Origin of the sequence: Streptomyces sp. B1I3 (assembly GCF_030816615.1) — a bacterium.
Classification (GTDB): domain Bacteria; phylum Actinomycetota; class Actinomycetes; order Streptomycetales; family Streptomycetaceae; genus Streptomyces.
The window spans coordinates 4862911-4881610 of sequence record NZ_JAUSYD010000001.1 but is presented as its reverse complement, the minus strand read 5'-3'; the positions used below and the strand labels follow the sequence as shown (position 1 = coordinate 4881610).

Annotated in this window: 16 protein-coding genes and 1 tRNA gene; 7 read left to right on the top strand and 10 right to left on the bottom strand. The window is 70.4% G+C overall.

Going from position 1 to position 18700, the window contains the following annotated elements:
* Positions 1-74: 74 nt before the first annotated feature.
* On the top strand, positions 75-491 hold the full coding sequence (locus tag QFZ58_RS22415; protein ID WP_307126691.1) for a hypothetical protein: 417 nt from the start codon (positions 75-77) through the stop codon (positions 489-491).
* Between the two features lie 270 nt (positions 492-761).
* Here the strand turns inward: QFZ58_RS22415 and QFZ58_RS22410 are convergent, their stop codons facing one another.
* Positions 762-2165, bottom strand: coding sequence for a cystathionine beta-synthase (locus QFZ58_RS22410; RefSeq protein WP_307126690.1), 1404 nt, complete (start codon positions 2163-2165; stop codon positions 762-764).
* Positions 2166-2320: 155 nt separating this feature from the next.
* On the opposite strand from QFZ58_RS22410, the gene QFZ58_RS22405 reads away from it, so the two are divergent.
* The 3 genes from QFZ58_RS22405 to QFZ58_RS22395 all read left to right on the top strand — a co-directional run bounded on the left by QFZ58_RS22405 (position 2321) and on the right by QFZ58_RS22395 (position 6312).
* Positions 2321-3352 carry an SGNH/GDSL hydrolase family protein gene (locus QFZ58_RS22405; RefSeq protein ID WP_307128954.1) on the top strand — a complete coding sequence of 344 codons (1032 nt, stop codon included), beginning with the start codon at positions 2321-2323 and terminating at the stop codon, positions 3350-3352.
* Positions 3353-3542: 190 nt separating this feature from the next.
* A complete protein-coding gene (locus QFZ58_RS22400; RefSeq protein WP_307126689.1) occupies positions 3543-4763 on the top strand; it encodes an acetyl-CoA C-acetyltransferase in 1221 nt (406 codons plus the stop codon).
* A gap of 709 nt (positions 4764-5472) precedes the next feature.
* A complete protein-coding gene (locus tag QFZ58_RS22395) occupies positions 5473-6312 on the top strand; it encodes a hypothetical protein (protein ID WP_307126688.1) in 840 nt (279 codons plus the stop codon).
* A gap of 36 nt (positions 6313-6348) precedes the next feature.
* Here the strand turns inward: QFZ58_RS22395 and QFZ58_RS22390 are convergent, their stop codons facing one another.
* On the bottom strand, positions 6349-6678 hold the full coding sequence (locus tag QFZ58_RS22390) for a hypothetical protein (protein WP_307126687.1): 330 nt from the start codon (positions 6676-6678) through the stop codon (positions 6349-6351).
* Positions 6679-6778: 100 nt separating this feature from the next.
* On the opposite strand from QFZ58_RS22390, the gene QFZ58_RS22385 reads away from it, so the two are divergent.
* The gene (locus QFZ58_RS22385; protein WP_307126686.1) at positions 6779-7009 is read left to right on the top strand and encodes a DUF4287 domain-containing protein; all 231 of its coding nucleotides are present in this window, start codon (positions 6779-6781) and stop codon (positions 7007-7009) included.
* A 112-nt stretch (positions 7010-7121) separates the two neighbouring features.
* Here QFZ58_RS22385 and QFZ58_RS22380 read toward each other — a convergent pair whose 3' ends face one another.
* From QFZ58_RS22380 to QFZ58_RS22345, 8 genes are all read right to left on the bottom strand, one after another.
* Positions 7122-8009, bottom strand: coding sequence for a Bax inhibitor-1/YccA family protein (locus QFZ58_RS22380; RefSeq protein ID WP_307126685.1), 888 nt, complete (start codon positions 8007-8009; stop codon positions 7122-7124).
* Positions 8010-8153: 144 nt separating this feature from the next.
* A tRNA-Leu gene (locus QFZ58_RS22375) sits at positions 8154-8240 on the bottom strand.
* A 247-nt stretch (positions 8241-8487) separates the two neighbouring features.
* Complete coding sequence (locus QFZ58_RS22370) at positions 8488-10899, bottom strand: glycoside hydrolase family 2 protein (protein ID WP_307126684.1); 2412 nt, start codon at positions 10897-10899, stop codon at positions 8488-8490.
* Positions 10896-11795, bottom strand: coding sequence for an ATP-binding cassette domain-containing protein (locus QFZ58_RS22365; RefSeq protein ID WP_307126683.1), 900 nt, complete (start codon positions 11793-11795; stop codon positions 10896-10898). Before QFZ58_RS22365 ends, QFZ58_RS22370 begins: the two co-directional genes overlap by 4 nt.
* Entirely contained in the window at positions 11795-12739 is a 945-nt protein-coding gene (locus tag QFZ58_RS22360; protein ID WP_307126682.1) for an ABC transporter ATP-binding protein, read from the bottom strand. Before QFZ58_RS22360 ends, QFZ58_RS22365 begins: the two co-directional genes overlap by 1 nt.
* A 4-nt stretch (positions 12740-12743) precedes the next feature.
* Positions 12744-13661 (bottom strand): ABC transporter permease, encoded by a 918-nt coding sequence (locus QFZ58_RS22355; protein WP_307126681.1) that lies wholly within the window; start codon positions 13659-13661, stop codon positions 12744-12746.
* On the bottom strand, positions 13658-14653 hold the full coding sequence (locus QFZ58_RS22350; RefSeq protein ID WP_307126680.1) for an ABC transporter permease: 996 nt from the start codon (positions 14651-14653) through the stop codon (positions 13658-13660). Before QFZ58_RS22350 ends, QFZ58_RS22355 begins: the two co-directional genes overlap by 4 nt.
* Positions 14654-14744: 91 nt before the next feature.
* Positions 14745-16478, bottom strand: a complete 1734-nt coding sequence (locus QFZ58_RS22345) for an ABC transporter substrate-binding protein (protein WP_307126679.1) — start codon at positions 16476-16478, stop codon at positions 14745-14747.
* A gap of 222 nt (positions 16479-16700) precedes the next feature.
* On the opposite strand from QFZ58_RS22345, the gene QFZ58_RS22340 reads away from it, so the two are divergent.
* Complete coding sequence (locus QFZ58_RS22340; RefSeq protein WP_307126678.1) at positions 16701-17732, top strand: LacI family DNA-binding transcriptional regulator; 1032 nt, start codon at positions 16701-16703, stop codon at positions 17730-17732.
* 174 nt (positions 17733-17906) lie between these two features.
* Positions 17907-18674, top strand: a complete 768-nt coding sequence (locus QFZ58_RS22335; protein WP_307126677.1) for an ABC transporter ATP-binding protein — start codon at positions 17907-17909, stop codon at positions 18672-18674.
* Positions 18675-18700: the final 26 nt, after the last annotated feature.

Here is an 18700-nt window from a genome sequence, read left to right as displayed (position 1 = left end):
CTGGCGACGGGGGGCCGGGGAACGGGGGGTTAGCCCCACTGCCCCGGGCCGCCCGGCTCCGTACCGTGGGACGCATGGAAGCCCGTGACCCTGAGCTCAGGCGAGAGCTCGATGCCACCCTGCAGGCCCGCGGCGAGCTGGGACCGGAGTACGAGAGCGCGCTCATCGACTCGTTTCTGGAGAAGGTCGAGCAGCGGCTCGACGGCACGTTCGACCGACGGGCGCGCAGGCACTTCGCCGAGCAGCAGATGACCGCCGCCCGCGGCGCGGCACGGCCGGCCGGGACGGGAGGGGGCTTCGGGGAGAGGTTCGGCTCCGGGGTCGTCTCGCTGGTCCTGGCCGTCCCGCTGTCCGCGATCGGCGTCGCGAACGCGGGGATCGACGGACTCGTGGTGGCCTGGCTGGGCATCGTCGGCGTCAACGCCGTGCATGCCGCCCGCGCGTGGCCCTGGTTCCGGCCCGGGCGTAGGGCGTCCGACCTGGAGGACTGAGCCGAGCTGCCGTGGGGACCGCCGCACCCCCGGTCGAACCGGGGGGCGGGACGACGGCGGTCCCCACGAGGGACGCGGTCCCGGGTCAGGGCCGGGTGTCGCGTCCGGGCGACGGTGGAGGTCCGGGAGCCGCTCCGTAGTCCGTGTCGCCGTACTCGGTGCCGGCGGGTTTCCCTGCCGACACCGATCACTCTGCCCGAGCCGTGTTAAGCCGGTGCTGCGCGTACGTGTCGCGCCCGTACCGTTTTCGCGAAGCCCGGAAGCCGGGCGTCACTGCTTGGGCGCCGCGTCCTTGGCGAGGAAGGCCAGCAGGTCCTGCCTGCTCACGACGCCCTTCGGCTTGCCCTCGACGAGGACGATCGCCGCGTCGGCGCCGTCCGTGCCACTGAGCACGGCCATCAGGTCCTCGACCGGTTCGCCGGAACCGACCTGCGGCAGCGGGGGCGACATGTGCCGCTCCAGGGGGTCGGAGAGCGAGGCCCGCTGGGTGAACAGGGCGTCCAGGAGCTGCCGCTCGACGACGGAGCCGATGACCTCCGCGGCCATCACGTCCGGGTGTCCGGCGCCCGGCTTCACGATCGGCATCTGGGAGACGCCGTATTCGCGCAGCACGTCGATGGCCTCGCCGACCGTCTCCTCCGGGTGCATGTGGACGAGCGAGGGGATCGGGCCCTCTTTGAAGTCGAGGACGGCACCGACCTGAGCGGACGGGCCGGCGTCCTCCAGGAAACCGTAGTCGGCCATCCACTCGTCGTTGAAGATCTTGCTCATGTATCCGCGTCCGCTGTCCGGCAGCAGGACGACCACCACGTCCTCGGGACCGAGCCGCTCGGCCACCTCCAGCGCCGCGACCACCGCCATGCCGCAGGAACCGCCGACGAGCAGCCCCTCCTCCTTGGCGAGGCGGCGCGTCATCCGGAAGGAGTCCTTGTCGGAGACGGCGACGATCTCGTCGGTGACCGTACGGTCGTAGGCACTCGGCCAGAAGTCCTCCCCGACCCCCTCGACGAGGTACGGCCGTCCGGAGCCGCCCGAGTAGACCGAGCCCTCCGGGTCGGCGCCGATGACCTGCACCCGGTTCTCGCTGACCTCCTTGAGGTAGCGGCCCGTACCGGTGATCGTGCCGCCGGTGCCGACGCCCGTGACGAAGTGGGTGATCCTCCCGTCCGTCTGCTCCCAGAGCTCGGGGCCCGTGGTCTCGTAGTGGGAGCGCGGATTGTTCGGGTTGGAGTACTGGTCGGGCTTCCAGGCCCCCGGCGTCTCACGGACCAGGCGGTCGGAGACGTTGTAGTAGGAGTCCGGGTGCTCGGGGTCGACGGCCGTCGGGCAGACGACGACCTCGGCGCCGTACGCGCGCAGGACGTTGATCTTGTCGGTCGACACCTTGTCCGGGCAGACGAAGATGCACTTGTAGCCCTTCTGCTGGGCGACGATGGCCAGGCCGACGCCCGTGTTGCCACTGGTCGGCTCGACGATCGTGCCGCCGGGCTTCAGCTCGCCGCTCTGCTCGGCCGCCTCGATCATGCGCAGCGCGATGCGGTCCTTCACCGACCCGCCTGGGTTGAAGTACTCGACCTTGGCCAGGACCGTCGCCTGAATGCCTGCCGTCACATTGCGCAGCCTCACCAGCGGGGTGTTGCCGACAAGACTGATCATCGAATCGTGGAATTGCACCGTGTACTCCGGGATCTCCGAGATGGTCAGGCAAGACTATGCGTAGGTGCACGGGTTCGGGCGGAGCGATTGGGTCGTACCCCCTGCGGGGCAGGTAGTGCTGTGTACGGCTGTACGGCATGGAGGAGGTGGACCGGACTGTGTCGAGAGCGAGGGTGGCACGGCGGATCGCAGCGGGCGCGGCCTACGGCGGCGGCAGCGTCGGGCTGATCGGCGCGGCGACGGTAGGTCTGGTACTGGCCGAGGTGCAGCTGGCGAAACGGCAGGTGGGCGGGGGTACGGCACCGGTTCCGCCGAGCGCCGACGGGCGGTACGGAGTGGCGTTCGCCGGTCCCGCCGATCCGTTGCGCTTCGCGCTGCTGGGGGACTCAACGGCGGCCGGTCAGGGGGTGCGCAGAGCCGGCCAGACGCCGGGGGCGCTCCTGGCGTCCGGGCTGGCGGCGGTGGCCGAACGCCCGGTAGATCTGCGGAACGTGGCCTCTCCGGGAGCTCGCTCCGACGATCTGGAGCGGCAGGTGGCTCTGGTCCTGGCGGATCCGTCGGGGGTGCCGGACGTCTGCGTGATCATGATCGGGGCGAACGACGTGACGCACCGCATGCCGGCCACGCAGTCGGTGCGCTGCCTCACCACGGCCGTCCGGCGGCTGCGCACGGCCGGTGCGGAGGTGGTCGTCGGCACCTGTCCCGATCTGGGCACGATCGAGCCGGTGTACCAGCCGCTGCGGTGGCTGGCCCGGCGGGTGAGCCGGCAACTGGCGGCGGCGCAGACGATCGGCGCGGTGGAGCAGGGCGGGCGGACGGTGTCGCTGGGGGACCTGCTGGGGCCCGAGTTCGAGGCGAACCCCCGGGAGCTGTTCGGCCCCGACAACTACCACCCGTCGGCGGAGGGGTACGCGACGGCGTCGATGGCGATGCTTCCGACGCTGTGCGCGGCGCTGGGCCTGTGGCCCGAGTCCGACCACCTGGACGGGACCCGGCGGGAGGACATACTGCCGGTGGCCAAGGCGGCCTCCCAGGCCGCCCGGGAGGCCGGCACGGAGGTCACGGGCGCGCGGGCGCCCTGGGCCCTGCTCAAGCACCGGCGCCGGCGGAGGCTGCCCGCCCACACGGAACCCGCACCGCACGACGGCACGGAAGAGGGCCGCCCGGCCCCGCCGGGGTCCGGGGCGACGTGGCGGTCCGCGTGAGGCGCGGACCGGGGCGACGAAGGGCAGCGCGGTTACGGGGTGGGCCGGACGGGAACAACCGGAGAGACTGAGCGGTTGCTTAGAAAAGAGGCCCGCATCACATCCCGTGCCGGGTGACCTCAGCTATACGTCCGGGTAACTTCCAAGTCAGTCCAGCCTTCCTGCCTTCCAGCCCTCATGGAGCCGCGTGATGCCCGAAGCCGTGATCGTCTCTGCAGCCCGCTCGCCCATCGGCCGGGCGTTCAAGGGGTCCCTCAAGGACCTGCGCGCGGACGACCTGACCGCGACCATCATCCAGACGGCGCTGGCCAAGGTCCCCGAGCTGGACCCGAAGGACATCGACGACCTGATGCTCGGCTGCGGCCTGCCGGGTGGGGAACAGGGCAACAACCTGGGCCGCATCGTCGCCGTGCAGATGGGGATGGACCACCTCCCCGGCTGTACGGTCACCCGCTACTGCTCGTCCTCGCTGCAGACCAGCCGCATGGCGCTGCACGCGATCAAGGCGGGCGAGGGCGACGTCTTCATCTCCGCCGGTGTCGAGATGGTGTCCCGCTTCGTGAAGGGCAACTCCGACAGCCTGCCGGACACGCACAACCCGCTCTTCGCCGAGGCCGAGGCGCGCACCGCCGCCCGCGCCGAGGAGTCGGGCGCGAGCTGGACCGACCCGCGCGAGGAGGGCCTGGTCCCGGACGCCTACATCGCGATGGGGCAGACGGCCGAGAACCTCGCCAGGATCAAGGGCGTCACCCGTCAGGACATGGACGAGTTCGGTGTGCGCTCGCAGAACCTCGCCGAGGAAGCCATAAAGAACGGCTTCTGGGAGCGCGAGATCACGCCCGTGACGACGCCGGACGGCACGGTCGTCTCCAAGGACGACGGCCCCCGTGCGGGCGTCTCCCTGGACGGCGTGCAGGGCCTGAAGCCGGTGTTCCGTCCCGACGGACTCGTCACCGCGGCGAACTGCTGCCCGCTCAACGACGGCGCCGCGGCCCTGGTCATCATGTCGGACACCAAGGCGCGCGAGCTGGGCCTGACCCCGCTGGCCCGGATCGTGTCGACCGGTGTCTCCGGTCTCTCCCCCGAGATCATGGGTTACGGGCCGGTCGAGGCCAGCAAGCAGGCGCTGAAGCGGGCCGGGCTGACCATCGACGACATCGACCTGGCCGAGATCAACGAGGCGTTCGCCGCCCAGGTCATCCCGTCCTACCGGGACCTCGGCCTGCCGCTCGACAAGGTCAACGTCAACGGTGGCGCCATCGCCGTCGGCCACCCCTTCGGCATGACCGGCGCCCGGATCACGGGAACGCTGATCAACAGCCTTCAGTTCCACGACAAGCAGTTCGGCCTCGAGACGATGTGCGTGGGCGGCGGCCAGGGCATGGCGATGGTCATCGAGCGGCTGAGCTGAGCCTCGGCGGAGGGTAGGGGTCGCCTGAGGTACGAAGGCGGCACCTGCCCGCAGCCGGGGCGAGGCGAACGCGACCATCGACGCCGAGCGGCTGAGCTGAGCCTCGGCGGAGGGTAGGGGTCGCCTGAGGTACGAAGGCGGCACCTGCCCGCAGCCGGGGCGAGGCGAACGCGACCATCGACGCCGAGCGGCTGAGCTGAGCCTCGGCGGTGGGTAGGGGTCGCCTGAGGTACGAAGGCGGCACCTGCCCGCAGCCGGGGCGAGGCGAACGCGACCATCGACGCCGAGCGGCTGAGCTGAGCCTCGGCGGTGGGTAGGGGTCGCCTGAGGTACGAAGGCGGCACCTGCCCGCAGCCGGGGCGAGGCGAACGCGACCATCGACGCCGAGCGGCTGAGCTGAGCCTCGGCATGGCGAGGCGAACGCGACCGCCTGGCGCCCGAGTCGGCCGGCTGGGCATCCGCCGTCCCGCAGGAAGGCCGGATCGAATCGGGCCGAGCCCCGAACGTGACCGAATCTCCCCCAGGATGTGATCTACGTCCCGGGGGAGAAACGTTTTCCCAGGTCACACCTGCCACTCAGCTAAACACCAGGCCCAAATACCTGTCCATTTCGTGACGTAATGCACTGACAGCGGGCACCAGTACAGGACAAGCTGATGTATGAAGTCGGGGGGTGTCGATTGAAACCGGGAGTATGTCAGTGAGCGCCATGTCATTTGCCCTGTTGCTGACCACCGCCGCTGCCACGGCCGTCGGCGCCGCCGCTCTGCACGCTGCTCACGGGCTGCGCAGGCAGGTCACGGCGCTGCGTACGGAGCTGGCGGAGGGGCGGGACCGTCACGCTTCCGTCCCCGAGCAGCAGGACCGGAGCTCCGCCACCACGGCCGAGGAGATACGCACGGCCGTGGCCGAGGCGCTCGCCGAGGAACGGGAGCGCGAGCTCGCGGAGGCCCGCGCCTTCTGGGCCGCGCAGGAGGCGCGCGACGCCGCCGACGCCCCGTCCCTGCTCGGCGGAATCGCCGGTCTCGGTGAGGACGTCCCGTTCTTCATGCCCCGCCAGGCCGACTTCGCCGGTCTCGAGGCGATGGACCTCGAAGCCGCCGAGGCCCTCGAGGAGCTGGTGGAGCTGACCGACCTGCCCGAGGTCGCCGAGGTCACGGAGTTCGCCGAGGACTCTCCCGAGCTGGCCGCGGCCCGCCGGCGCCACCCGTCGCACCCGGACTTCATCCCCGCACAGGCACCCGCTGTCACTGACCATGAGCGTACCGTGAACCGGCTGGAGCGGCTAGCGGACACCGGGACCGAGCTCACCGACGTGCGTCCGGGCCCGCTCGGGACACTGGACGTGTACGTCTTCGCCGACGGCACCACGCTCTGCATGACCCCCGGCCACCGCGAGACCGCCGAGCGGCTGGCCGACTCGCTGCGGGCGGGCGAACAGCCGGTGCTGCTGGGCGGTTCCGGCGTCTCCGGCGCCTACGCGCTGACGTTCTCGTGCGGCGAGGAGAACGTCTACATCCTCGCGGACCGCGTCATCGCCTCGTTCTGACGCCGCTCGGCGGCCACGGCCACCGTCCGGCGGCCTTCAGCGGTGCTCCGGGGCGAACGCCCGCCCCGCCGCCTCCTCGACACAGCGCACGGCCTCGTCCAGCTCCTGGGACGAGGCCGTTTCCAATGTGACGGCCAGGTCGCGGCCCGCGACGGCGAGCTGGTCGCCGACGGCGAATATGCCGGCGTCCGGCATGACGCGCGGCTCCCGACCCGGCGCCTCGGCCCGCTGGGCCCGTGCGGACAGCTCCCTGGCCACGGCCAGGCCCTCTGCGGCGGCCCCGCGCTGGAGCCTGCTCTGCGGGGCGCTGCGCAGGCGGTCGGCGAATCGGTCAACGGCGGCGATCAGGGGCGTCGTATCGAGCACGCCGCGACCCTACGCGCCCCCACCGGATGGTTGCCAACGGGCCGCGGCTCGGGCACGGTGTCGGAAAGGTCCAGCAACGCGCACTGCGTCGGAGGCGCCGATGTCCCAAGTCTTCTCCGAAGAAACCCATCGCAACCTGCTCTCCCGGATCCCTGACCGCACCGGCCGCGCCATCGCCGACTGGCTCCGCACCGTCGACGAGGGCCCCTCCCTCTTCCGCTTCGAGGAGAAGGTCAGCTGGCTGCGGAGCGAACACGACCTCACGTACGGCCATGCCAAGGCGATCATCCACGAATACGACCTGAGGCGGGCGGCCCGGAAGCTGCTCTGAGCGCTCCGCGGATCCCGCGGCCACGACGGTCACCGCGGTCACCGCGGTCACGACGGAACGGCCCGCAGGCTCTGTGCCTGCGGGCCGTTCCGTGCGCCGTGTCCCTGCGGGGTCAGTCGTCCCCGTTGAGGATGGAGAGCAGGCGCAGCATCTCCAGGTAGATCCAGACCAGGGTCAGGGTCAGGCCGAAGGCGGCCAGCCAGGACTCCTCGCGCGGAGCGCCGTAGTTGATGCCGTCCTCGACCTGCTTGAAGTCGAGGGCCAGGAAGCAGGCGCCGAGGATGATGCCGATGACTCCGAAGAGGATGCCGAGGCCGCCACTGCGGAAGCCCAGGCCGTCACCACCGCCGAACACGCTGAACAGCAGGTTGACCATCATCAGGAGCACGAAGCCCATGGCGGCGGCCATCACGAAGCCGTAGAAGCGGCGGGTGACGCGGATCCAGCGCATCTTGTAGGCGATGAGGACACCGGCGAAGACACACATGGTGCCCATCACCGCCTGCATCACCGTGCCGGGGCTGATGTAGGTGCTGACCGCGCTGGAGATCACTCCGAGGAAGACGCCCTCGAAGGCCGCGTACGCGATGATCAGTGCCGGTGACGCCTTGCGCTTGAACGACTGGATCATCGCGAAGACGAAGGCCACCAGGGCGGCGCCGATACCGATGCCGTAGGACTTGCCGAGATTGGCCTCGTCGACCGGCAGCAGGGCCCAGGAGAGCGCGGCGGTGAGCACCACGGTGCCCAACGTCATCGCCGTACGGGTGACGACGTCGTCGATCGTCATCACGTCGGCGCGCGCCGGCGCCTGCGGGGCGCCGTACCGGGTGTCCTGCTGGGCGTAGGGGTTGGTGGCGTACGGGTTGGCGGCGGTGCCCTGCGCGTACGGGTTGGGACCCGCTGCGGGGGCCCCGGCCTGCGGCGCCGCGTTGAAGCCCGCGTAGCCGTTGTCGCGGCTGAACCCCCGTCGCGAGAAGACCGGGTTGCTGCTCCTCATCTCACTCCTCCATGGCCACCGTGCGTGGCCTTCCCACAAGAGTAATGGGTAGGCAAAACAAACGTCCGGTACCGGAGGAGGATCTTTCGGAGAAGTTGACCACTGAATCACCGCGCGGCCGCCCGGGCTCCACCGGCTGTGCGGTGGTGCCCGGAGCCGGACTCGAACCGGCACGCCCCCGAGGAGGCAGCGAGGTTTAAGCTCGCCGTGTCTGCATTCCACCACCCGGGCGTGGGCGCGCGACTCCGCGTTGGCACAAGACCCTATCGGGGGGCGTCCCTCGAACAGCGGAACCTCCGCTCGATGTTGTCTTATTTTATTGACTTCCTGAGGGCCCGTCAGACACGCCACCGGCGCCAGCCCGTGTCCGGGCGGGTCGAGGGGGACGAACCGCGGCGGGCGGGAATGACGGAAACTCGCCGCACTCGTACGGGTCAACAGCCATGGGTGCGCCACCCTTCGCCACGGCTTCGCCACCTCACCGGCCGACGATGTCGTTGACGCACCGCAGGACCGGCCGGGTTCCCAGTGCCTTCGGGTCCTTCAGGACCGCGCCCGTGACGTGGAACACCGCGCTCTCGCCGGGCAGCAGCGTAACGAGCATGTCGTCCACCTCGGCCGCCGGGTCCAGCCGGTCGGGGAAGAGCGCGAGGTCGCGCAGGAGGGTGTGCGCGGTCACCGTCACCCGGTAGCCGATCCCCGATTCGTCACCCTGGGTGACCGACACGTCGTAGCGGGCCGGTGGCAGCGCGAGGCGGGTGTCCTCCTCGTAGAACTCCACCGTCCGCAGGTCGCCCAGCTCCGCCACGAGCACTTCGCGGCGCCCGTCCCCCGGCAGGGCGACCGACGGCGGCAACAGGACGCGGCCGGTCCCCCGCGCGGCCGTGCCCACCATGATCATTTCCTCGGCCAGCACCGTCCCGTCCAGACCTCGCCGGGTGAGCCGCAGGGAGCCCTCCCACGGGCGGGGCGAGTCGTTGACCAGGTGCAGTACACCGTCCCGTACGGCCATCAGCCGGTCCGCGTACACCGTGCGCAGCGCGTACCACAGCGGCTTGCGGCGGCCGTCGCCGTCCACGGCGGCCCAGGACACGACCGGCCAGCAGTCGTTGAGCTGCCAGACGATCGCGCCCATGCAGTACGGGGTGTGCGAGCGGAAGTGCCGGATGCCGAAGGCGACGGCGCGGGCCTGGTTCAGCTGGGTGAGCCAGTGCCAGTCGTCGAAGGAGGAGGCGCCGGGCTGCGGGAGGTGGTCGCCCAGGCCGCGCAGCAGTTTGGCGTCCCCGTCCTCCGCCTTCTGGTGGTGGGCGATCAGCGGATCGCCGGGGACGAGCGGGCCGCTGACCGCCCGGCGCAGGGTGGCGTACGCGGGCGGCCCCTGGAAGCCGAACTCGGCGACGAAGCGGTGGGCGGTGTCGGCGTAGTGGCGGTAGTCGACCCGGTTCCAGACGTCCCAGAGGTGGACCGTGCCCCGGGCGGGGTCCTGCGGACGCAGCTCCGGGGAGCCGGAGTAGGGGGAGCCCGGCCAGTACGGGCGGGTGGGGTCGGTCTCGGCGCACAGGGCGGGCAGCAGCTCGTGGTAGTAGCCGTGGCCCCAGGTGCGGCCCTCCAGCTTCTCCTGCCAGCCCCAGTCGGCGTGCCCCTCCAGATTCTCGTTGTTGCCGCACCACAGGACCAGTGAGGGGTGCGGGGCGAGGCGGACGAGGTTCTCGCGGACCTCGGCGGCCACCTCGTCGTACAGCGGCTGTTCCTCCGGGTAGGCGGCGCAGGCGAAGGGGAAGTCCTGCCAGACCAGCAGCCCCTTCTCGTCGGCCAGTTCGTAGAAGTCGTCGCTCTCGTACAGCCCGCCGCCCCAGACCCGGACGAGGTTGACGCCCGCCGCGATCGCCTGGTCGAAACGGTCGGAGATCCGCTGCCGGGTGACGCGGACGGGGAAGCAGTCGTCGGGGATCCAGTTGACCCCGCGTACGAAGACGGGCTCGTCGTTGACGGAGATCCGGAACGCCTCGTGCTCCAGGGCGACGCCCCGGAAGCCGGTCCTGCCGTTCCAGGCTTCGTCGCCGAGGCGGACGGTGACGTCGTACAGCGGCTGCTCGCCGTGGCTGTGCGGCCACCAGCGCCCGGCCGCGGGCACGGCGAGGACGGCGGTGGCCCGGCACCCTCCGGCGGGGAGGGTGAACACGGCCCGCTCGCCGGCCACCTCCACCGACGCCTCCAGAGCCTCGCCGCCGGCCCGGTCCACGTCGAGGGTGAGGGACAGGCGCGGCACGCCGTCCTCGTCGAGGTCGCCGAGCACCTTGACCGTTGCGATGCGCGGGCCCGTCCAGGACTCCAGAGCGACCGGTCGCCAGATGCCGGAGGTGACCAGGGTCGGTCCCCAGTCCCAGCCGAAGTTGCAGGCCATCTTGCGGATGAAGGCGTACGGCTCGGTGTACGCACCCGGCCGGTCGCCGAGCTTGTCCCGCAGGGCCTCCGCGTACGTGTACGGGGCGGTGAACCGTACGTCGAGGGTGTTGAGGCCCTCGCGCAGCAGGGCCCGCACCGGGAAGCGGTAACCGCGGTGCTGGTTGGCGGTGGAGCCGGCTTCGGTGCCGTTGAGCAGGATCCTGGCGACGGTGTCGAGGCCGTCGAAGCACAGGTCGGTGAACTCGTGGCCGTCGGCGGACCACTCGAACGTGGTGCGGTACGTCCAGTCGGTGCGGCCGATCCAGCCGAGCCGGGTCTCGTTGTCGTCCAGGTACGGGTCGTCGATCAGTCCGGCGGCCAGCAGGTCGGTGTGGACGCAGCCGGGGACGGTCGCCGGCACGCCGTCCGTGGGGAGTTCGACCGGCACGGGGCCGTCGCTGCGGAGCGTCCATCCTTCGTGCAGGGGCAGGCGGTGGAGTGTCACGCGGGGGTCCTTCCGCAAGTGGGGAGTCCGGCACAGGCGACGAAGTGGTCCGGCTCGGTCTCGTACAACTCGTCGCCCCGGGCGCCGCCACCGCCTTCGTGGTAGGCGCACGACTCCACGGGGGCGGCCTCCGTCCAGGGCTGGTTCAGCCGGGGCACCGCGGCCAGGAGGGTGCGGGTGTAGGGGTGGAGCGGGTTGCCGAAGAGCTTCTGGGTGTCGCCGCGTTCGACGACGCGTCCGCCGCGCAGCACGACGGTCTTCTCGGCGAGGTAGGTGCCGAGTGAGAGGTCGTGCGTGATGTAGAGGACTCCCAGGCCCCGTTCCTTGAGGCCGGCGAGGAGGTTGAGCACATCGATGCGGGTGGAGGCGTCGAGCATGCTGGTGATCTCGTCGGCTACCAGGAAGCGCAGGTCCAGCAGGAGGGCGCGGGCGATGAGGAGCCGTTGCAGCTGCCCCCCGCTGAGCTGGTGCGGGTAGCGGCCCAGCACCTGGCCGGGGTCCAGCCGCACGTCCCGTACCGCCTTCTCCACGCGCTCGGACCACTCCTTGTCGCTCGCGCCCGGGTGGTAGGCGCGGCGGACGAGGGCGAAGACCCGGTCGGCCTTGAAGACGGGGTTGTAGCAGCTGAAGGGGTCCTGGAAGACGCCCTGGACCCGGCGGTAGAAGTCCTTGCCGGGCTTGACCTGCTCACCGTCCAGGGTGAGGCGGCCGGCGCTGACCCCGGTGAGGCCGAGGACCATGCGCCCGATCGTGGACTTCCCGCTGCCGCTCTCCCCGATGAGCGAGACGAGTTCGCCCGGCGCGGCGTCGAAGGACACCCGGTCGACGGCGGTGACGGAGCCGCCGCCGAAGGCGCCGGCCCGGAACGTCTTGGTGACACGGTCGAGGGTCAGCATCAGGCCGCCTTCCAGCATGCGACGGAGTGGCGGGGGGCGACCTCGACGACGGGCGGTTCCTCGGCGCACTGCGCGTCGGCGAGGGGACAGCGGTCGCGGAAGCGGCAGCCGGCCGGTGGGTTCAGCAGGGACGGTGGGGAGCCCTCGATCCCGCGGAGCGGCTTGTCCGCGTAGCGGGCGCCCACCTGGGGCAGCGAGCCGATCAGCATCTTGGTGTACGGATGACGCGGCTCGGTCGTCAGCGCCTTCGTGGGGGCCTTCTCGGCGAGCTTGCCCGCGTACATCACCATGATCGAGTCGGCGATGTGCGAGGTCAGCCCGAGGTCGTGGGTCACGAAGATCATGCTGGTCACCAGGCCCTTGTCCCGGAGTCCGGTGAGGGCGCCGACGACGGCCTGCTGGTTGGAGACGTCCAGGGCGGAGGTCACCTCGTCGGCGACGAGGACGGAGGGGTCCAGCAGGGTGGAGATCACCATGACGGTGCGCTGCTTCATACCGCCGGAGAGCTCGATCGGATAGCGGTCCAGGACATCGGGTTCCAGCCCCACGAGGGCGAGCCGCCGGTGCAGTTCACCGGTGTCCACGCCCACGCCCCGGGAGGCGAGGAGTTCGCGGATCATCCGGCCGATGCGGCGGGTCGGGTTCAGGGCGCTCATCGAGTACTGGGGGACGAGCGAGATCTTGTGGAACCGGTAGGCGTTCATGGCGTGGTCGTCGGAGAGCGGCAGCTCGTCGCCGTCCAGGGTGACGGTGCCGCCCGCGTGCCGCATCCGGCCGTCGAGCCGGATCAGGGACTTGCCGAGAGTGGTCTTGCCGCAGCCGGACTCACCCACCAGGCCCAGGATCTCGCCGTCCGCCAGGTCGAAGCTGACGCCGTCCAGGGCCCGGACCTCGCCCCGCAGTGTGCGGTAGTGGACCCGCAGGTCGTCGACGGTCAGGGTCATGTGCTCAGGACTCCCTCAGCTTCGGGTTGAAGACCTCGTCGAGGCCGACGTTGGCGACGTAGAGCGCTCCGACGATCGCGGTGATCCCGGCGCCCGGCGGAATGAACCACCACCACATGCCGAGTTGCAGCGCGCTCCACTGCTGGGCGCTCTGCAGCATCAGGCCGAGCGAGACGCCCTCGGTCGGGCCGAGCCCGATGAAGTCCAGCGAGGAGGCGATGAGGATGGACCCGCCGAAGAGCAGGATGAACATCATGAAGAGGTAGGAGCTCATGTTGGGCGCGATCTCGCGGAAGACGATCCGCCAGGTCCCGCTCCCGCTGAGCCGGGCGAGGTCCACAAACTCCCGGGTGCGCAGCGAGAACGTCTGCGCCCGGATGGCCCTGGCCGCCCACGGCCACGAGGTGAGCCCGATGAACAGGCCCTGCACGGCGACGCTGCGCACCCCCATGTAGGCGTTGATGATCAGCAGGACGGCGAGGGCGGGCAGGACCAGGACGATGTTGGTGAGCATGTTCAAAATCTCGTCCACGATGCCGCCGCGGTAACCGGCGAGGAAACCGACGACCATCGCGATGACGGCGGCGATCGCCCCGCCGACGACGCCCACGAGGAAGGTGGCGCGCAGTCCGTGCACGAACTGCGCGTACACGTCCTGGCCGAAGGTGGTGGTTCCCATCCAGTACGTGCCGTCGGGCGCGGACGCCTGCGGGCCGACGTACTCGTTGGGGTTGCCGTTGTCGAGCAGCAGCGGGCCCAGGAGTCCGACGGCGAGCAGGATCACCACGACGGTGGCGCCGATGATCAGCTTGGGGTTGCGCACCGCGTAGTGCAGCCACTCGCCGCCTGGCTTCGCCGCCGGGGCGGACGGCGCCGCCGGGGCGGCGGCCGTCTCCGGGACCGGGTCGGGCAGTGTGCTCATGACGTGCCTCCTGCCATGCCCGTACGGGTGCGGGGGTCTACGACGACGTACACGATGTCGATGAGGAAGTTGGCGATCAGTACGCCGATGACGATGAACAGGAAGGCACCCTGGAGGAGGAAGAAGTCCTGGTTCTGGATCGAGGCCAGGATCAGGGAGCCGAGCCCCGGATAGGCGAAGACGATCTCGGTGACGAGCGCTCCGGCGACGAGCACGCCCAGCTGCAGGGCGAGGCCGGTGACCTGGGGCAGCACGGCGTTGCGGAACGCGTAGCGGCGGATCAGGCGCTGGGGTGCGCCGAGGGCCGACAGGTAGGAGGAGTAGTCGGACTCCAGCTCGTAAATGATCATGTTGCGCATGCCGATGGCCCAGCCGCCCAGCGCGACCAGGAAGAGCGAGAGGAACGGCAGCACCCAGTGGTGCAGCGCGTCCAGCGCGAAGTCGGTGCTCCAGCCGGGCGTGATGTCCAGGCTGTAGCCGCCCGATATGGGGAACCAGCCCGCGTGCGCACCCAGGGCCCAGGCGAGGATGACCGCGATCCACATGTACGGCATCGCGGTCAGCAGGTACCCGACCGGCAGCACGGTGTTGTCCAGCACCTTGCGGCGGGCGGACAGCGCGCCGATCCAGTTGCCGACGAACCAGCTGAGCAGCACGGACGGGATCATGAGGCCCAGGGTGTACGGCAGCGCGTCGAGCAGGACGTCGCCGACCGGTGTGGGGAAGACCCAGATGGAGATCCCGAAGTCGCCCTGGAGCAGCGCCCCCCAGAAGTGCAGGTACTGCTGCCACAGGGGCTCGTCGAAGCCGAAGAGGTTGTTGTAGTAGGCGCGCATGGCTTCGGCGGCCTCGGGCTGCGAGACCCGGGCGCGGGCCACCATCGCCGCCACCGGGTCACCGGGCATGAAGCGCGGGATCATCCAGTTCACGGTGACGGCGGCGACGAAGGTCAGTGCGTAGACGAGTAGTTTGCGGGCGAAATAGCGGCGCAAGGGAGCTCCCCTGGTGGAGAGCCCCGCCGCGCGCGCACCGGTCAGGTCGAAGCGCGCACGACGGGGCGGTCATGGAGTCAGAACTGCCGTGTCACTTCGCGGGCTTCAGCTGCGTGAGCGTCTCGAAGCCGCCCATCTCCAGCCAGTTGCGCCACAGGGCCGGCGCGCTCCTGGGGGCTCCGGCGGCGTCCGACGGCCAGTTCTTCCAGGTCCCGGTGGTGGACTGCGACCACAGGCCGTTGTACCAGAGCGGGATGATCGGCATCTCGGTGAGCTGGATGTCCTGGATCCGGGAGATCACGGATTTCATGCCTGCGGTGTCGTCCGTCTTGACCCCGCCGAGCTCCTGGACCAGCTTCCAGGCCTCCTCGTTCTCGTACCGACCGAAGTTCACCGTGTTCTGCTGCTTCTGCACCGGCATCTGGAACATGTACTCGTAGTACGTCCAGGGGGTGTTGGACAGCTGGCGTTCGTTGTTGACGACGAGGTCGAAGTCGCCCTTGCCGCGCTGCTCGTTGAGGGCGTTCTGGTCGGGGAACTCCGTGGTGACCTTGATGCCCGCCGCCTTGGCGCCCTCGGCGACGACCTTGGCCGCTTCCATCCAGTCCGTCCAGCCCGACGGCACGGCCAGCTTCAGGGCGAGGGTGGAGCCGTCCTTGTTCTCGACGAGGCCGTCGCCGTTCCTGTCCCGGTAACCGGCGTCCGCGAGTTCCTTCCTGGCCGCGGCGACGTCGTGGCGAAAGCCCTTCTCGGCGATCAGGGCCTTGTCGTCGAACTGCTCCCACTGGGGCAGCAGGCCCGTCGGGGAGGCCGGCTTCACCAGGTCGCCGTAGACGCCCTTGACGATCTTCCCGGTGTCGACGGAGGCCGCCAGCGCCCTGCGGAAGGCGGCGTCGTCCATCGGTTTCTTCGTGGTGTTGGGCACCAGCCAGGCGGTGTTGGCCGAGAGCATGTACGGCGCCTCGTCGTAGTAGGACACGACCTTCTTGCTCTTGATCAGGGAGGAGGCTCCGGGCAGGAAGTTGTTGCTGAGGTCCAGCTGGCCCTGGCCGAGCTGGCCGATGACCACTTCGTTGCTCGGGTTGGAGACGTCCACGATGTAGCGGGGCGCGGGCGTCATGCCGAGCGTCTTCGTGCCCCACCAGTCCTCACGCCGCTCCCAGACGACCCGGTCCTGGCTCTTGCTCCTGAGCTTGTACGCCCCCGTGCCGACCGGCTTGTCGTTGACGCCGTTGAGGATGTCCTCCTCGGTGCGCGCCTTCCAGATGTGCTCCGGCACGATCGGCTGACCGAAGAGGGTGTAGTCCCACTCCTGGTAGCGGGCCTCCTTGAAGGTGAAGCGGACGGTCGTCGCGTCCACCGCCTTCGCGTCCGAGAGCCAGCTCCACAGAGAGTGGAAGGCGGAGGCCTCGATCTTGCCGATGCCGTAGGAGTACGCGACGTCCTGGGCGGTCAGGGGTTTGCCGTCCGCCCAGGTGATGCCCGGGCGCAGCTTCACGTCGTACGTCCTGCCGTCGGTCCAGCTGCCCGACTCCGCCAGCCAGGGCTTCAGCTCGCCCTCGTCCGGGTCGAAGTGGAAGAGCGTCTCGTAGACCAGGCCCTTGGTGCCGGTCGCGTGGTCCCAGTTGCGCAGCGGGTTGTAGTTGGCCGGAGGCCCCCACTGGGTCCCGGTCGTGTAGAGCGTCTCGTTGCGCGGCAGTGAGCTCCCCCTGCCGCTCGGCCCGGTGGGGCCTCCCGCCGACGAACCGCCGCCCGTGCACGCGGTCGCGGCGAGTCCGAACACGGTGAGCGCGACGGTGATCCGCACCCGGGTACGCGTACCCATAGCCCCTCCTCTTCCCCCGCCGTCCCTGCCGAGCGGAGTTACTGAACCGGGTAAGTGCCGTGAAGGTATGGGGACCCCGTAGCCGTGTCAAGAGAGCGGGAGCGCTCCCAAAGGAGTTTGTTCAACGCTCTCCCGGGAGGTCCGGTCCGGATCCAGGGAGACGTAGGCCACAGGCGTCCGGCTAGGATGACCCGCGAAAAGGAACCGGTTAAGCGAGGTCGCATGTCCAAGAACCGCCCCACGATCGCCGACATCGCGCGCCGCGCCGGGGTCTCCAAGGTGGCGGTCTCCTACGCGCTCAACGACCGCCCCGGCGTCTCCTCCGCGACCCGCGCGTCCATCAAGGCCATCGCCCAGGAGATCGGCTGGCGGCCCAACAGCGCGGCCCGCGCCCTCACCCGCGCCCGGGCCGACACGGTGGGACTGGCACTGTCCCGGCCGGCCAGGATGCTCGGCGTCGAGCCGTTCTTCATGGAACTGATCAGTGGCATCGAGACCGAGCTGTCCACCCGGGGCTACGCCCTCCTCCTGCAGGTCGTCACCGACCCGGCGCAGGAGCTGGAGATGTACCGCCGCTGGTGGGGCGAGGGCCGGGTGGACGGGGTGTTCCTCGCCGATGTGCGCTCCCCCGACCCGCGCGTCGAGGGCGTCGCCGAGCTGGGCCTGCCCGCCGTGGTGATCGGCCACCCCTCGGCCGCCGGCCCCCTCACCCCCGTGTGGTCGGACGACTCGGCGGCACTGCGGGACACCCTGACGTACCTGGCCGCCCTCGGCCACCGCTCCGTCGCCCGGGTCGCCGGACTGCCCGATCTGATCCACACCCAGCTGCGCGACCGCGCCCAGCGTGAGATCAGCGCCGAACTGGGTCTGCACGAACCGGTGGTGGTGCACACCGACTACTCCGGCGAGGAGGGCGCGCACGCCACACGGCGGCTGATCAGCTCCGCCGACCGGCCCACCGCCGTCATCTACGACAACGACATCATGGCCGTCGCCGGGCTCTCGGTCGCCCAGGAGATGGGGCTGGACGTGCCCGCCGACCTCTCGCTCGTCGCCTGGGACGACTCCCAGCTGTCCCGGGTCGTCCGCCCGCCGCTGACCGCGCTGAGCCGCGACATCCCGGCGTACGGCACCCATGCCGCCCGCACCCTGCTGGAGCGGGTGGCGGAGGGCCCGGTGTCCTCGAACCCGGCCGGATTCGAGGACGCCGCGGCCCGGCTGGTGCCCCGCGGTTCGACCGCTCCGCCCCGCTGAGGAGGGACGCTCTCAGGGTCGGTGTCATACCCGAGGCGTACTCCGGGGCCCTGCCGGTGCGACTCAAGAGGGCCCCCGGAACGGGTACGGGGACTGACGACCGGGCGGAACGCGGCGGCGAGGATGGAGGGGTCCCCGAGCAGTCCCGCATCACCCCGAACCAGGAGCACCCCTGTGACCACCACCGCCGTTCACCGCACCACCGCGGTCGCCGCCCGCGCCACGGAGCTGTCGAAGGTCTACGGACAGGGTGAGACCCAGGTGGTCGCCCTGGACCGGGTGACCGTGGACTTCCCGCAGGGTGAGTTCACCGCGATCATGGGGCCGTCGGGCTCCGGCAAGTCCACCCTGATGCACTGCGTGGCCGGCCTCGACAGCTTCAGCAGCGGCTCCGTACGCATCGGCGACACCGAGCTCGGCACACTGAAGGACAAGCAGCTCACCCAGCTGCGCCGGGACAAGATCGGCTTCATCTTCCAGGCGTTCAACCTCCTGCCGACACTGTCCGCGCTGGAGAACATCACCCTGCCGATGGACATCGCGGGCCGTAAGCCGGACGCCGCGTGGCTGCAGAAGGTCATCGACATGGTCGGTCTGTCCGACCGGCTCAAGCACCGGCCCACCGAGCTCTCCGGCGGACAGCAGCAGCGCGTCGCCGTGGCCCGCGCCCTGGCCTCCCAGCCCGAGATCATCTTCGGGGACGAGCCGACCGGAAACCTGGACTCCCGCTCGGGCGCCGAGGTTCTCGGCTTCCTGCGCAACTCGGTGCGCGAACTCGGCCAGACCGTGGTGATGGTGACCCACGACCCGGTCGCCGCCTCCTACGCGGACCGCGTGGTCTTCCTCGCCGACGGGGCGGTCGTCGACCAGATGATGCACCCCACCGCCGACGGGGTCCTCGACCGGATGAAGGCGTTCGACGCGAAGGGCCGCACCAGCTGACAGCTGCTGCCCACCCCTGCCACCCC

Bases quoted from the DNA above. Each gene is read 5' to 3' on its own strand.
- QFZ58_RS22400 (WP_307126689.1), top strand. From the start codon at position 3,543: ATGCCCGAAGCCGTGATCGTCTCTGCAGCCCGCTCGCCCATCGGCCGG.
- QFZ58_RS22365 (WP_307126683.1), bottom strand. From the start codon at position 11,795: ATGCTGACCCTCGACCGTGTCACCAAGACGTTCCGGGCCGGCGCCTTC.
- QFZ58_RS22415 (WP_307126691.1), top strand. From the start codon at position 75: ATGGAAGCCCGTGACCCTGAGCTCAGGCGAGAGCTCGATGCCACCCTG.
- QFZ58_RS22395 (WP_307126688.1), top strand. From the start codon at position 5,473: ATGTCATTTGCCCTGTTGCTGACCACCGCCGCTGCCACGGCCGTCGGC.
- QFZ58_RS22360 (WP_307126682.1), bottom strand. From the start codon at position 12,739: ATGACCCTGACCGTCGACGACCTGCGGGTCCACTACCGCACACTGCGG.
- QFZ58_RS22340 (WP_307126678.1), top strand. From the start codon at position 16,701: ATGTCCAAGAACCGCCCCACGATCGCCGACATCGCGCGCCGCGCCGGG.
- QFZ58_RS22355 (WP_307126681.1), bottom strand. From the start codon at position 13,661: ATGAGCACACTGCCCGACCCGGTCCCGGAGACGGCCGCCGCCCCGGCG.
- QFZ58_RS22345 (WP_307126679.1), bottom strand. From the start codon at position 16,478: ATGGGTACGCGTACCCGGGTGCGGATCACCGTCGCGCTCACCGTGTTC.
- QFZ58_RS22385 (WP_307126686.1), top strand. From the start codon at position 6,779: ATGTCCCAAGTCTTCTCCGAAGAAACCCATCGCAACCTGCTCTCCCGG.
- QFZ58_RS22380 (WP_307126685.1), bottom strand. From the start codon at position 8,009: ATGAGGAGCAGCAACCCGGTCTTCTCGCGACGGGGGTTCAGCCGCGAC.